Origin of the sequence: Candidatus Kaelpia aquatica (assembly GCA_030765335.1) — a bacterium.
Lineage (GTDB): Bacteria > Omnitrophota > Gorgyraeia > Kaelpiales > Kaelpiaceae > Kaelpia > Kaelpia aquatica.
On sequence record JAVCCU010000008.1, the window covers coordinates 1 to 14,849 of the forward strand.

General features: G+C 37.8%; 14 protein-coding genes. 2 read left to right on the forward strand and 12 right to left on the reverse strand.

The window, feature by feature from the left end; translation table 11 throughout:
- Positions 1-1,091: hypothetical protein (locus P9X27_00905; protein MDP8252947.1), on the forward strand; the 1,091-nt coding region annotated here is incomplete at its 5' end.
- Here the strand turns inward: P9X27_00905 and P9X27_00910 are convergent.
- The 10 genes from P9X27_00910 to P9X27_00955 all read right to left on the reverse strand — a co-directional run bounded on the left by P9X27_00910 (position 1,088) and on the right by P9X27_00955 (position 10,503).
- Positions 1,088-2,161: an isocitrate/isopropylmalate dehydrogenase family protein gene (locus P9X27_00910; GenBank protein ID MDP8252948.1), complete on the reverse strand. Its 1,074-nt coding sequence runs from the start codon at positions 2,159-2,161 to the stop codon at positions 1,088-1,090. The genes P9X27_00905 and P9X27_00910 overlap by 4 nt on opposite strands.
- On the reverse strand, positions 2,162-2,653 hold the full coding sequence (locus P9X27_00915; GenBank protein MDP8252949.1) for a 3-isopropylmalate dehydratase small subunit: 492 nt from the start codon (positions 2,651-2,653) through the stop codon (positions 2,162-2,164).
- A 150-nt stretch (positions 2,654-2,803) separates the two neighbouring features.
- Entirely contained in the window at positions 2,804-3,580 is a 777-nt protein-coding gene (locus tag P9X27_00920; protein MDP8252950.1) for an ATP-binding cassette domain-containing protein, read from the reverse strand.
- Positions 3,577-4,521, reverse strand: a complete 945-nt coding sequence (locus P9X27_00925; protein MDP8252951.1) for an ABC transporter ATP-binding protein — start codon at positions 4,519-4,521, stop codon at positions 3,577-3,579. The genes P9X27_00920 and P9X27_00925 overlap by 4 nt, the downstream gene beginning before the upstream one ends.
- On the reverse strand, positions 4,521-5,573 hold the full coding sequence (locus P9X27_00930) for an ABC transporter permease (protein MDP8252952.1): 1,053 nt from the start codon (positions 5,571-5,573) through the stop codon (positions 4,521-4,523). The genes P9X27_00925 and P9X27_00930 overlap by 1 nt, the downstream gene beginning before the upstream one ends.
- Positions 5,570-6,535, reverse strand: coding sequence for an ABC transporter permease (locus P9X27_00935; GenBank protein MDP8252953.1), 966 nt, complete (start codon positions 6,533-6,535; stop codon positions 5,570-5,572). Before P9X27_00935 ends, P9X27_00930 begins: the two co-directional genes overlap by 4 nt.
- Positions 6,536-6,539: 4 nt before the next feature.
- Positions 6,540-8,258, reverse strand: coding sequence for an ABC transporter substrate-binding protein (locus P9X27_00940; GenBank protein ID MDP8252954.1), 1,719 nt, complete (start codon positions 8,256-8,258; stop codon positions 6,540-6,542).
- Entirely contained in the window at positions 8,255-8,536 is a 282-nt protein-coding gene (gene secG, locus P9X27_00945) for a preprotein translocase subunit SecG (protein MDP8252955.1), read from the reverse strand. The genes P9X27_00940 and secG overlap by 4 nt, the downstream gene beginning before the upstream one ends.
- 13 nt (positions 8,537-8,549) lie before the next feature.
- Entirely contained in the window at positions 8,550-9,320 is a 771-nt protein-coding gene (gene tpiA, locus P9X27_00950; GenBank protein ID MDP8252956.1) for a triose-phosphate isomerase, read from the reverse strand.
- On the reverse strand, positions 9,313-10,503 hold the full coding sequence (locus P9X27_00955; protein MDP8252957.1) for a phosphoglycerate kinase: 1,191 nt from the start codon (positions 10,501-10,503) through the stop codon (positions 9,313-9,315). Before P9X27_00955 ends, tpiA begins: the two co-directional genes overlap by 8 nt.
- Before the next feature lie 153 nt (positions 10,504-10,656).
- Here P9X27_00955 and P9X27_00960 point away from each other — a divergent pair, with 153 nt between their 5' ends.
- Positions 10,657-11,379, forward strand: a complete 723-nt coding sequence (locus P9X27_00960; GenBank protein ID MDP8252958.1) for a hypothetical protein — start codon at positions 10,657-10,659, stop codon at positions 11,377-11,379.
- Between the two features lie 140 nt (positions 11,380-11,519).
- On the opposite strand, the gene rpoD is transcribed toward P9X27_00960, so the two are convergent.
- Both rpoD and dnaG read right to left on the reverse strand, forming a co-directional pair.
- Positions 11,520-13,091: an RNA polymerase sigma factor RpoD gene (gene rpoD, locus P9X27_00965; protein MDP8252959.1), complete on the reverse strand. Its 1,572-nt coding sequence runs from the start codon at positions 13,089-13,091 to the stop codon at positions 11,520-11,522.
- Positions 13,092-13,103: 12 nt separating this feature from the next.
- Complete coding sequence (gene dnaG / locus P9X27_00970) at positions 13,104-14,849, reverse strand: DNA primase (GenBank protein MDP8252960.1); 1,746 nt, start codon at positions 14,847-14,849, stop codon at positions 13,104-13,106.

The window sequence follows — 14,849 nt, forward strand, 5'->3', positions numbered from 1 at the left end:
TTCTTCAGTTAATCGAAGATATGTATCCAGGAAGCATAAATTCATCCTTTGGCCTAATCGATGGGATAGATACAACAAACGATCTTGGAATATACCTTAACTCATCACTATTGCAAGGAATAACACTTGCAGCTATTACAAACAGCCTCAACAATGGAATTAGAGGTTTATTTGCAGGCAGCGCAGAGTACGCTAAGATTGCCAATTTGATAGAGAATGAGGCATTCTTTACAGAGACTGATATCGATGATGAGCTTTCTTCGGTTCACAATGCAATAGCTGATGCTTTAGCAAACGATGAGTGGCAGGTGGGAGAAGCGCTCTTTAGCTATTTTAAAGATATAGTTACAACTTATGGAAAAGAGGCCGACTTCCCTGGCCTAGTTCAAATGGAAGCTGATGTTAATCAAGCAATAGATGATGGTTTAGCTATGCTTTACAATGAAGCACAGACCTTACTCAACGCTGATAACTACCAAGAGGCTATTGTAGCATTCCAGACTATTCTTTATTATGATACCCAGTATCAAAATGCAAGAGCTCTGCTTGATTTAGCAAGAGGAGAGAGAGATGATGCTGTTGTAATACCAAGCCTAGATACTTTGATAACAGCATTTGAAGAAGGAAACCGTCCTAATGATTATATCTCTAAGATAGGACCTGTTAACGGTCCAAACGGAGATATAGATGTACAGATAGTATTTGATGAAGATATAACCCACGGTAAAGCTATAAGATTAGATTATCAATTACAAGCCGGTGGTTTTAATGGAATATACATGAATATTGATGATTTAGAGCTTTCAAATACAGGTACACTCGTATTTGATATAAAAGGAGACTCCTTGGTTGGCATACCTGATAAAATTAAGATAGAGCTGCATCCTGAAGGTTCAAGTTGGCCCTATCCATCTATTGAGATAGACAATATAACTGGAGATTGGCAAACAATAGAGATAGACCTAAGCAGTCTAGTGCCTTCTTTAGGAGCTAACTTTATACTCCAGCAGATTGCAATAATATTAGAAGGCGATAATGTCGGCAATAATCAGGGTGCAATTTTACTAGATAATATAGGTTTTAGGGATTAAATCTTTGAAATAATAGCTTCTGCCATCTCTTCTGTTCCGACAGCTGTTGGGTCTTCACGAGTAGGCTTTAAGTCATAAGTCACTGCTGTACCTTCTTTTAAGACTTCTGCAACTGCGTTTTCAAGCTTACTTGCTTCGTCTTTAAATCCAAGATATTTTAACATCAACATACCTGATAATATTGTAGCAGTAGGATTGACCCTATTCTTTCCTTTATATTTTGGAGCTGAACCATGAGTAGGCTCAAATACAGCATAATTTTCTCCTATATTTGCACCAGGTGCAACACCAAGGCCTCCGACAAGTCCTGCACAGAGATCAGATATAATATCTCCATATAGATTAGGAAGTACTAAGACATCATGCTCATGAGGCCTCATAACAAGCTGCATACAGGTATTATCAACTATTAATTCCCAGAACTCTATATCAGGATAGTTTTTGGCAACTTCACGCGATATTTCTAAAAATAGTCCGTCTGAAAACTTTAAAATATTTGCTTTATGCACTGCTGTGACCCTCTTTCTACTGTTCTCTCTTGCATAGCGGAATGCATAATCAACAATCCTTCTTGCACCCTCTTCAGTTATGAGCTTAAAACTTACACCCCACTTCTTAGGCAGATCATATTTGTAGTACTCTTTAAGTATTTTTGATATCTCTTCTTCTCCTCCAAACTCAGGATTAAACTCTAAGCCTGAATAAAGATCTTCAGTGTTTTCTCTTACAATAACTATATCAACATTATCAAAGCGAGACTTTACCCCAGGATATGATTTACAAGGCCTAACGCAGGCATAAAGATCAAGACTCTTTCTTATCTGAACATTGACAGAACGAAAACCTGTACCAATCGGCGTAACTATAGGACCCTTGATAGCAACCTTATTCTCTCTTATTGAATCTAGGACATGTTTAGGAAGAGGCGTTCCATATTTATCCATAACATCAGTTCCAGCATCTACAACATCCCACTCAATATCTACCCCAGTTGCCTCAACGCATCTTCTCATAGCCTCGCTAACACTTGGACCTATACCATCACCTGGAATAAGAGTAATCTTTACCACTTAAATATCTCCCTTCTTCTTTATGTATTCTATGACTCCACCCTCTGCTATTATCTTTTGCATAAAATCAGGAACTTTCTTACAATCTATCTCTTTATCTTTATTGAAAATCTTTATCTTTGAATTATTCATATCAAGCTCAATCTCATCACCATCATCAATTTGATCTGTATCCGCTTCTAAAACCAGCAGCCCAAGATTAACAGCATTTCTATAGAATATCCTGGCATAATACTTTGCAATAATAGCCTGGACTCCTGCTGCCTTAAGTGCTTGAGGAGCTTGCTCTCTAGATGAGCCGCAACCGAAATTCTCACCAGCTACAACAAAATCATTCTCTTTTATTTTAGAAGCAAGAGAAGGGTCTAGGTCTTCAAAGACTTTCTTAGCAAGCTCTTTTGGGTCTGTAATAGAGAATTTATAGCGACCGGATATAATATAATCGGTATTGATATCATCGCCTAATTTATGAACTCTACCTTTCATAGTCATCTTTTGTATCATATTTTTCAATTATTGACAACAGAGAACTTAATTTAAACTAGTGCTTATACCTTTTCCATTGAAAAAACAACAATAAAGAGGTGAATTCATCACTTCAAACTCTACCTTAAATATTGTAGCTGGATTATTTTTATAACCCTATAATGCACTGGCCTTTAGGAGTGCCTTGGTATAATCTTTTTGAGGATTATCAAGAATATCGGCACTCTTTCCTTCTTCTATAATAGAACCCTCATATAAGACTATTATTCTATCTGATATAAAAGAAGCGACGCTTATATCATGGGTTATAAATATCATGCTTAAGTTCTCTTCTCTTTTAATCTGAAGAAGTAGATTTAAAATTTGAGCCTGAATAGATAGATCTAGATTAGAGGTTGGTTCATCACAGATCAAAAGCTCAGGCTTAAGTATTACAGCCCTTGCAATGGCTATTCTCTGACGTTCTCCTCCTGATAGCTCATGAGGGTACTTAAAAAGATAGTCCGGGCGCAGCCCGACAACATCAAGAGTCTTTAAAACCTCATCTCTAATCTTCTTCCTAGGTACAATATTATGCACCAAGAGAGGCTCCCTCAATGTATCAAATACAGTATATCTTGGATTAAGGGTATTATAGGGATCTTGAAAGACTATTTGAATCTCTCTTCTTACTCTTAAATCTTTCTTATAAAGAACGCTCAGATCATTATCTTTAAAAAGAATCTCACCCTGATCCCGCTCATATAGACCAGCCAAAACAAAAGCAAGAGTTGACTTTCCAGACCCTGATTCGCCAATTACCCCAACTGTCTCTTTAGAGTAGAGCTTAAAGCTAACATCAGATAATGCAACTACTTCGCCTCTTTTTTTAAGGAAAGCGCCTCCGGTCTTAAATCTCTTGTTTAAATTGCTGACCTCTAATATCTTCTTCATATCTTCTCTTTAAAACATCTTAAGAAATGACCTTTCTTTACTTCAATTAAAGGCGGCCTCTTTTTTTGACAAATATCCATAGCAAAAGTACAGCGGGGATAAAAAAGGCAGCCCTTGGGAAGATCGCCAAAGTCAGGGCTCTTGCCTCTAATCTGTTTAAGCTCATCTACCCCTCTTTTGGGTATGCAATCAAGCAAGGCACGCGTATAAGGATGGAGAGGTTTCTCCTTTATCACACTGCTTTTAGCATATTCCACAACAGAACCAGCGTAGAATATATAGACTCTATCTGCGATATAGAAAGTCTGCTCTAAGTCATGAGAGATAAAAAAGATGCTTAAGCCCCTTTGATCTCTTATTTTTTTAAGTAGGTCAAGAATGCCTTTTTTAATATGGGCATCAAGTGCTGTAGTAGGTTCATCCGCAACTAATATCTTAGAGTTAGAACCGAGGGCAAATGCAATCGCTACGCGCTGAGCCATACCTCCAGATAGTTGATGAGGGTAGGATGAGAGCACCCGCTCTCTATCTTTCAACCCTACATCTAGAAGCAGTTTATCTATCATCTTATCATCTACTTCTTTTCTAGAGCCTACCTTTAATATCTCTTTTAACTGATATCTTATTGTAAACATAGGATCAAGACTTGGTATCGGATCCTGAAAGATATAAGATATAAGCCTGCCTCTAAAATAAGGGATCTGTTTTCTGTCTACATTATTAGATTTTATCTTATAACTCTTATAGCTTATTCTAGAGTTGCCCTCAGGCAGCAGGTCAGCTAAAGCCAAGGTGGATACAGTCTTCCCAGACCCAGACTCACCTGCAATTCCAACGATCTCAGATTCTAATATATCTAAATCTAAACCCTGAACTACACTTATAAAAGAGTTTCTTTTTTTAAAATCAATATTTAAACCTTTTATCTCTAAAGATTTCATCAGATTATTTTCCTCTTAGGATCATAGATATCCCTTAACGCATCTCCGAGCATATTGAATGCAACAACTGCAAGAAATATAAATAGACCTGGTATCAATATCCAAGGATGAAGTTTGATCTGTACAATCGCCATAGCATCTTTTAAAAGATTGCCCCAAGAAGGAACTGGGTCTTGAATGCCTAAACCCAGAAGACTTAAAGCAGATTCACCTAAAATATAAGATGGAATAGAAAGGGTAAGTGCTATGATTGTATAGGATGAGGTATTAGGGAGAATATGTTTTGTAATAATCTTAAAGCTAGAGAGCCCTACAGAGCGTGCTGCTAAGATATACTCCTTCTCGCGTAATCCCAACACAATACCTCTTATTACACGCGCAAGAGATGCCCAGCCGATAAAAGACAGTATTGTTATTATAAGAAAATATATCTTAACCGTACCTATCTCGGGAGGAAAAGATGAACGCAGAGCAAGGAGAAGATAGAAGCCCGGAACAAGCATCACCATCTCACATAGCCTCATCAAAATATTGTCGATCTTACCCCCGAAGTATCCAGCCGTTCCTCCGACAATTAAGCCAATAAAGAATGTGATTACAACAGCGATTAATCCTATTGAGAGCGATACTCTTCCACCATATATTATGCGGGAGAGGAGATCTCTTCCTCTTGAGTCTGCGCCAAAGAGATATAACTTAGCCTCAGCAGCTACTCCAAATAGATGGATATCAGCAGGGAATAACCCAAGCAGTTTATAGTTATCACCTCTAATAAAGAGCTCTATGGGGTATGCTCGACTCTTATCTTCCTCATAGACTCTCCTTCTGTTCTGATCCAGACTCATCTTATACTTATAGATAAAAGGCCTGAAGTGGAAATCTCCTTTTGAATCAAAGAAATTAATCTTAGACGGTGGAGCATAAGATAATATTCTCTTCTCGCTCCTATAATGGTAGGGTGAGATGAACCCTGCGAATATAGCACCAAGATAGAGGAAGAATAAAATTATAACAGCAATTAATCCACGTCTATGTCGAAATAACTCTTTCATTTGACCCTTATCCTGGGATCTGCAAATCCAAGTAAGATATCTGCAATAAGATTACCGCCTATAAGCATAACCGAGGAGACAAGCATTGAGCCCATAACAAGATAGATGTCTTGGCTTCTTACAGCAGAGAGCATTAAAGAGCCAAGTCCGGGCCAGTTGCAGATAATCTCTGTTAATGCCGCACCGGATAATAATCCTGATATCTGATAACCAAATATAGTAATTAAAGGGTTAATTGCACTCCTCAATGCATGCACATAGGTCACTCTCTTCTCGCTGATGCCTCGAGCCCGCAGAGCAAGAATATAGTTAGATCTCAATACTTCAAGAAGGTTCCCTCGCATTATTCTTACTAAAGACGCAATAGCTCCTAACGATATAACCAGAGTGGGTATAATAAGGTGTTTAAATAAATCTAATATCTTAAAAAATAAACTTAGCTCTGTAAAATTAGCAGAGACCATACCTCCAAGCGGTAATATCCCCGCTAGATATGCAAAGTAGAGCAACAAGAACGCCATAAAGAAAGTCGGGATAGAGAGCAAAACGTATGATAAAAAAGATATTAGCCTATCCCAGGCTCTATCTACTTTAACCGCAGCAACTATCCCAAGAGGAAGAGCCACTAACCAGGTAAAGAAGAGAGAAGAGAGCGTAAGGAGCAACGTGTTTAAAACTCTCGTTCCTAAAACCTTCGCAACAGGAATGTTGTAGGCAAATGAGTACCCAAAATCAAGATGTATTATGCGCTTAAGCCAGGCAAAGTATTGCATGAGCACGGGTTTGTCCAACTGATAAAGCTCTATGTATTTTTCTATAGTCTCTTCAGATATCTGAGGATTAAGCCGCATCTGGTTAAAGAAATTACCAGGGGTCAGATTAATAAAGAGAAAAGCGACCAAAGAGATAACCAGGATTAAAGGCAGTGCTATAAGAAATCTTTTAAGAATATAAATTAACATAACATCACTCTTCTTTATTTATTATATAGATCTCTTCTATATTGTGAAACACTCCTCCGTAAGGATTAGGGTCTAAATTACCGAATTTGTCCCTCACTGCAAATATACTTTCAGGTATCGCTGTATATATAAGAGGAAGCTCCCTTGATGCAATCTCCTGCCAGCTATCATAAATACTCTTTCTCTTTTTTCTACCTAACGCCTGAACACCGTCTTTAAATAATTTATCTATCTCGGCTTCCCAAGATGTAGCTGGCCTCTCTTGTTTTGGATACCAGATATGGAGATGCCCGCTTGAGAGCCAGATATTAGATGAGAAATGAGGCTCAATACCTCCTGTAAAACCTAAGATAATAGCCTCCCAATCATAGCTGCTGGATAACTTGGTAACCAGATTATTAAATTCAAGCGGCAGGAAATTAACTTTAATACCTACATTTATTAAATCTTCTTTTATAAGCTCAGCAATCTTTACTCTAACGTTATTCTCTGCATTGGTAAAAAGATTGAAACTCACATCCTCTCCGCTCTTATCCTCTAAGATACCGTCGGAGTCGATATCAGAGAAACCGATATCAGACAAAAGCTCTTTTGCTCTATCTAAATCATAGCCATGCTCTTCTATGTTAGAATTATAAAAATAACCCGAAGATGGAGACAGAGGTCCAGATTGAGGATAACCAAAACCATTTAAGACTATATCTATTATAGAAGACCTGTCCAAAGCATAAGATACCGCCTCTCTAAACCTTCTGTCTCTAAACCATTCTAATTTTCTCTTATCTATATAAGTCTCTTGAGTCTTTGGATTAATGCTGTTATTTTGATTAAAAGTGATGAAGCTAGATCCAAATGCAGGCCCGACTTCATAGATCTTAAACCCTTTACTCTTCTCTTCTGGTTTTAAGATAGCATAATCTTCACCTCTTAAAGAGTAGTAATCAATCTCTGAATCAAGAAATTTTAAGAGCGCGGTATCACTGTTAGGAACTACCAGAAACCTAACACCCTTAAGATAAGAGAGACTATTGCCATCTTTGTCCTTCTTCCAATAATGTTCATTTCTGACTAACTCAACAAGCTGGCCCGGAATATATCTAGAGAGTTTAAAAGGCCCCGTACCTACAATTCCGCTTGGGGTTGAATCAAGAGTCCAAAAACTATTAAACTTATCTGCTTTTACGACATCTGCTAAGATATGTTTGGGCAAAATATCAGTACCCATCGCCATTAAAAATGGAGCATAGTTTGAGGAGAGAGTAAATCTTACGCTATAGTCATCTATCTTTTCTACCTTAAAAGGCTCTCCATCTACTTTAAGAACGTCTGATGCACTAGATGGAATTTTAGAATTATAGATAAGGCTATTAAAAGTAAAGACGACATCGTCAGCACTAAAAGGTACGCCGTCATTCCATTTAACATCTTCTCTTAAATAGAATACCCACTCTTTCCCTCCTCGTTTTATCTGCCAAGATTTAGCCAGATTAGGCTCAGCTTCCTTTGTGTAGACATTGACTCGAGTTAAACCTTCAAAGATGAGTCCAGTAATACTAGTAGTAGAGGTCTCTTTAGCTAAAACAGGATTAAACGATTTAGGATCAGATACTGAAGCAAAAGCTAGGTAGCCGCCATATCTAGTATTACCTCTCTCTACCTCTAGGCTCTTCTCACCATTTGCACATGAGGTAAACAAGATCAAAAGGAGAACTAAAAATTTCATTGAGATTGTTCTGTGGTATTCTCCTCGGGCACTCTCTCCATAAGAGATCTGCTCTTCTCTGTAGAGAGTTTTGCTAAAATTATACTTAAGATTATAAAGAGTGCCGCTAAAATAGACGTTGCTTTTACTAATACAGTTGTCGCCTTAGGCCCAAAGACAGATTGAAAAGCTCCTCCTAGAGCTTCAGATAACCCGCCGCCTTTTCCACTCTGCATTAAAATTACAGAGACAAGCACTGCGCAGACAATTACATATATTACGATCAAAAAAGTATACATAGTCTAACCTCCATTATTGCTTTGCACTCAAACCTTTTTTAACTAGTTCAGAGAAATCGCCTATCTCCAAACTTGCTCCTCCGACAAGCACGCCATCAAGGTCTTCTTTTTTCATTAAATCTTCTATGTTGTCAGACTTAACACTCCCCCCATACAAAATAGAAGTGCTGTCTGCCGCTTCTTGATCATACTTTTTAACTAACTCTTCTCTTATAAGAGCATGCACTTCTTGAGCCTCTTGAGGCGTTGCATTCTTACCTGTACCTATAGCCCATACAGGTTCATAAGCTACGACTATCCTAGCCAGATCATCTTTGGATATACCTTCAAGTCCTCCCAGCAGTTGGGTTTTTACAACTTCTTCCATTCTACCTTCTTCTCTCTCTTCTAAGCTTTCACCGACACAGAATATCACCTCTAAATTATTTTCAAGAGCCAGCTTTATCTTTTTATTAATAAGAGCATCATCCTCTTTAAAATATTTTCTTCTCTCAGAGTGCCCTATAATAGTATATTTACATCCTGCATCTTTAGCCATCAAAACTGATATCTCACCAGTGTAGGCACCGGAAACTTCAGAATGTATATTTTGAGCACTTAAATCAATGTTGCTATCGACTATTGTGTCACCCACGCAGCTTAAAGCTGTAGAAGGCGGGGCTACCACTATCTTAGCCTCTTCAATATCTACGAGCTCACGCTTGAGACCATTAACCAGTTCAAGCGCCTCTTTAATAGTTTTATTCATCTTCCAATTTCCAGCAAAAATCAAATCTCTAGCCATCTTGTCTCTCCTTTAATGCCGCAATTCCAGGTAGAACCTTGCCCTCAAGATATTCAAGAGAGGCTCCGCCTCCAGTTGAAATATGAGAAAATTTATCCACCATATCCATTTTTTCAATACAGGCTGCAGTATCTCCGCCCCCTATAACCTTAACAGCTTCCACTTTAGCTAAAAATTCAGCAATCTCTCTAGTCCCGTAGGAGAAATCTTCAATCTCAAATATTCCTAAAGGCCCATTCCAAACAACCATCTTAGCGTCTTTTAATTCCTCTTTAAATAACTCTCTTGTCTCCTCTCCTATATCTACTGCAATCTTACCTTTTGGAATCTCTAAGCCAACTTTCTCTACTCTAGCTCCGTCTTTTATCTCTTCTACCACAATATGGTCTAGCGGCAAGACTATTTTCTTTCCCTTGTTCTCCGCTAGGGCCATTAACTCTCTTGCAAGCTCTATCTTATCTTCCTCAAGTTTAGATGACCCAATCTCAACGCCTCTAGCTTTAAGAAAAGTGTAGGCCATACCTCCGCCTATTAAAATCTTATCAGCTACATTCAAGAGATTCTTTATAACTTCTATCTTATCCGATACCTTTGCTCCTCCTAATATTGCATAGAACGGATGCTCAGGATCTCGGAGAATCTTCTCGAAATACTCTATCTCTTTCATTAATAGTAATCCAGCTGCAGCAGGAAGGTAGTCGGCTACCCCTACAACTGAGGCATGAGCCCTATGAGAAGAACCAAATGCATCATTAATAAAGAGGTCGCCTAAGAGAGATAGTTCTTTTGCAAATTTAGGGTCATTTGCAGTCTCTTCTGTATAAAACCTTACATTCTCAAGCAGTAAAACCTCTCCTTCTATTAATCCATCCGAAGCATCTTTAGCATCTTGGCCTATACAGCTATCGACTTTTTTTACTTCTTGGCCTAATAATTCACTTAGCCTACCCCGCACAGAATCAAGCCTTAAATTATCCATAATATTGCCCTTAGGACGGCCTAAATGACTCATAAGAATAACCTTAGCGCTATTTTCAAGAGCATAGTTAATCGTAGGAAGTGCCGCCCTTATCCGAGTATCATCAGAGACTTTTAAATCATCGGTCAAGGGTACATTGAAATCGACTCTCATAAGAACCCTTTTCCCTTTAAGATCTAAATCCCTTATAGTCATTTTAGCCATAAATGCCTCCTGTTGTTACATAAAATACAAAGATTACTTAATAAATTATATAGATTTAGACCAAAAAGTCAATGAAATTGGCCCCAATGAAATACTCATTGAATTTGCTGCAACCAATTAAACATGTTATACTTATAATATAGGGGCTGACTTATGATAAAGACTCTCAAAAAATATATAGTTATTGCAATATATTCTTTTTTTATCTGTAATTGTATTATTATTCAAGAAGAAAACAATATCACAAGAAGAACCCGCAATCCGTTAAATGTCCAAGCTGAAGATTTAACTGATTCTCGGTTTTACAATAAACAGGCTCTCATAGAGGTGCTTAACCTAATCGCATCCCGCTTAGATAGTCATAAGCCTCTTATTATACTTATAGATGGCGATTCCCGCTCCGGGAAAACAACTTTAGCCAGAGACATAGAAAATTTCTTCAGTTCATCCATGATAAAATCTACAGCAATTCACATGGATCATTTTTTAACCATGGAAACAATATCTCCAGAGTATATATCTTATGCAGAACAATTTGGATCAACTTTTAATTTTGACCCATTGACAGGGTTATACGATCACTGGGATTATTCTAAGGCAGCAGAAGCAGTACATAGTGCAATATCAACAGGAGAAGAAGATATTGTTATATTAGAAGGTCTAAACTCTGGCTATATTGCAATGCTAGGCCTTGTAGAATTTGGTTTAAAGATTCATGTCCGCGCAAATCAGCAGACTAGAGAACACATATACATGCTTACCTTTCCTCACAATAGAGACCATATGAACAGCTATCTTTCTAACTATAGCACGCGATACGACATATCGGATATCGATTATGATTTAATTATACAGAACAACAAGGCTGACATATAAACAACGTGCTATTTATCTCTCTAAATTAAACAGATATCAGTTCTTCGCTAAGAACAAAATAAAAACTGCAGAGCTTAATAAATACACAGAGAGACTTTCTCTCTGTGTTATATGAAACATTCCCTGCCTATTTGGACAGATTAAATAGGAGTTCTCTCTTCAGTCACAACAAGATCTAAGAAATTTCTAAGCTTTCTCGATCTTACAGGATGGCGAAGTTTTCTCAACGCCTTAGCTTCAATCTGACGTATTCTCTCTCTAGTAACTTTAAACATCTTACCAACCTCTTCCAGAGTTCTAGGGCAACCATCACCTACTCCAAATCTATACTGTAAGACAGATTTTTCACGCTCTGTAAGAGAGCTTAACACTCCATCCAGCTGCTCCTTAAGCATTGAATATGCCGTTGCATTAGCAGGAGAGATAGCCTTCTTATCCTCGATAAAATCTCCAAAATGCGTATCTCCTTCATCTCCAATGGGAGTCTGAAGTGATATTGGAGTCTGAGCTATCTTCATTATATTTTTAACCTTATCAATCGGTAACTCTAGCTCTTTAGAGAGCTCTTCAGGGTTTGGTTCTCTGCCTTGAGTCTGGACAAAATTTCTTGAAACCCTGACAAGTTTATTAATAGTCTCTGTCATGTGAACCGGTATTCTTATAGTACGGGACTGATCAGCTATAGCACGTGTAATAGCTTGACGAATCCACCAAGTAGCATAGGTAGAGAACTTATATCCTCTCCTATACTCAAACTTCTCAACAGCCTTCATAAGCCCTATATTTCCTTCTTGGATAAGATCTAAGAAAGAGAGACCTTTATTCGTATACTTCTTTGCAATACTTACAACAAGCCTCAAGTTGGCCTCTATGAGCTTACGCTGAGCCTCAATATAATAAATTTCTTTCCTTCTGATATCGTTAAGGCGCCTCTTTATCATCTCCTTAGACTCGACAAAAAGAAGCTCTACTTTTTTAATCTCTCTCTTTAGATTAGATACTTCTTCCCGTCTCTTTTTAATCTTTCTAAGTTTCTCAACCTGCTTTATCTTCCTTTGAGATTTATCTATTATGCGCACATAAAATTTGATTGAGTTCTCCATCCATTCCAGAGATTTACCCGTAAACTCAAACTCTTTCAAAATTTGGTATATAGTGTCTTCATTCCTAGAAAGTTTAAGACGTCTAAGCAGCTTCTTAACCTTATTTATATTTTTCTCACGAGGGCTGGATTCATCCTCATTAATATAATCGTCAAAATTCAACCCCTCATCTAAAACCCGCTGAGTAATATCTAGGGCAACATTCTTCGCTATCTTGCACTTATATATCTCCTCTTTATAAATCTCTTTTTTCTCCTCTATATTTTTTGCAATCTCAACCTCTTGTTCGCGTGTAAGAAGCGGGACTTGACCCATCTGTTTTAAGTAAAGTCTTACCGGATCTTCAATGTGAACCGCAGGAGCTGCATCTTTATCCTGATCCGGAAGCTCATTAAACTCAACAGACTCCTCTTCCTCACTATCCTTTTTAGACGCATCCACTATCTTAATATTTTCATTACCTAATATTGTAAGTATATCATCGATCTCATCCGACGATATGATGTCACCAGGAATCATGCTGTTAACTTCTTCATAAGTAAGGAAGCCTTTATCTTTACCCAACAATATAAGCTTAGCTAAGCTCTTCTCTTTAAACTTACCGACCATAATAATAGCCTCCTATATTTCTATTTCTTTTTTCTTAATATCGTTCAATTCCCTGAACAACGTATCCAGCCTCTTGTTGTCCGAACCTTGCTGTGCTTTTTTAATCTCCTGTTCCAGGAAATTGCAATAACTCTTTATTTTCTGAATTTTAAGATTAACAATACATTGATTTAAATGTTCTTGAAAAACATCCTCTGACAACTCTACGTCTTCAGCCATAATCTCAGCCAAAATCCGCGCCTCTTCTTCTGCCACTACATTAAGCAGATTGGCCAGCTTCAATTTATCGCTATCTGGATAGGTATCGTATATTACCTTGACCAAGCTCTGAATCTCATCCGTTATAAACTCCTCAGGCTCTAGAGCTCCTTTAATCTCAGGAATAACCTCGCTGTTATTCAGCATAATATAAACAAGTGAAGCCTCAACAGAGGAATAGCTCTTCTGACGCAGAGCCTTCTCTTTAAAAACATCTTTTTTGATTCTGCCGGACTTAGTATTAAACTCATCCCAGAGAATCTTCTCTTCAAAGCCCATCTTATTAGAAAGCTCTTTAATATACTCTGCTCTTATCAGGTGATTTCCGACTTTTTCAAGAGAGGCAAACATCTCATGCACAATTTTTATTCTGGAATCCAAAGATTCCACACCGTAAATATTTCTTAAAACATCTAGCTTGTAATCAAATACCCCTCTCTTCTTAGCTAATAATTTTAAAAACTCTTCTTTTCCCTTCTCTTTAATAAAGCTGTCAGGATCATAGCCTTTAGGAAGCATAACCGCATTGGCTTTAATCCCTGACTCAAATACAATATCCAATCCTCTTAGAGATGCCACCTGACCTGACTCATCACCATCATAGACAACGACCACCTCATCGCTATATCTCTTCAAGAACCTGACCTGGTCTTGGGTCAATGCGGTACCTAAAGAGGCTACTACATTCTTTATCCCAGCCTGATAAAGCATAATCATATCCAGATAGCCTTCAACAATAATAGCGGTTTTTTCTCTTTTTATATCCGACAATGTTACATCCACTCCATAGAGCGTCTTCCCTTTTTGATAAACTGGAGTTTGGGGTGAATTCAGATATTTCGGCATAGCTTTTGAAAACACTCTACCCCCAAAACCAATCACCTTTTTACTGTGGTCTATTATAGGGAAAATCAGTCTATCCCTAAAGATATCATAGAAGCCCTTGTCATCCTTAGCTTTAACTACAAGACCCGCCTTAATTAAGAACTCATTATTGTAGCCCTCACCTTTAAGCTGTTTACTTAAAGAGTCCCAGTTCGGAGGCGCATAACCGAGATTAAAAAGTTTTACGATCTCCTCTTCTAATCCCCGGCTCTTTATATAGTCTCTACAGTTCTTTCCTAGAGATGAAAAGAGAGATTTAGTATAAAACCTGGCTACTTTTTGATTCAAATCCAAAAATGTACTAAAGTCTACCTCTCTCTTCTGATCCGGAATATCAATACCTACCATAGAAGCCACATAGTTGACAGCTTCTATAAAAGACATGGTCTGATGTTTCATCAAAAAGTGAAAGACATTGCCACCCTCTCCGCAGCCAAAACAGTGAAATATCTGCTTCTGAGGAGAGACGACAAAAGATGGTGTCTTCTCATGATGAAAAGGACAGAGCGCCTTAAAGTTCCCTCCGATCTTCTTGAGGTGGAGAAAAGAGTCTATCACCTCAACTATATCAGCCTTATCTCTGATATCATTTATTATGTTTTCTGAAATAGCCAT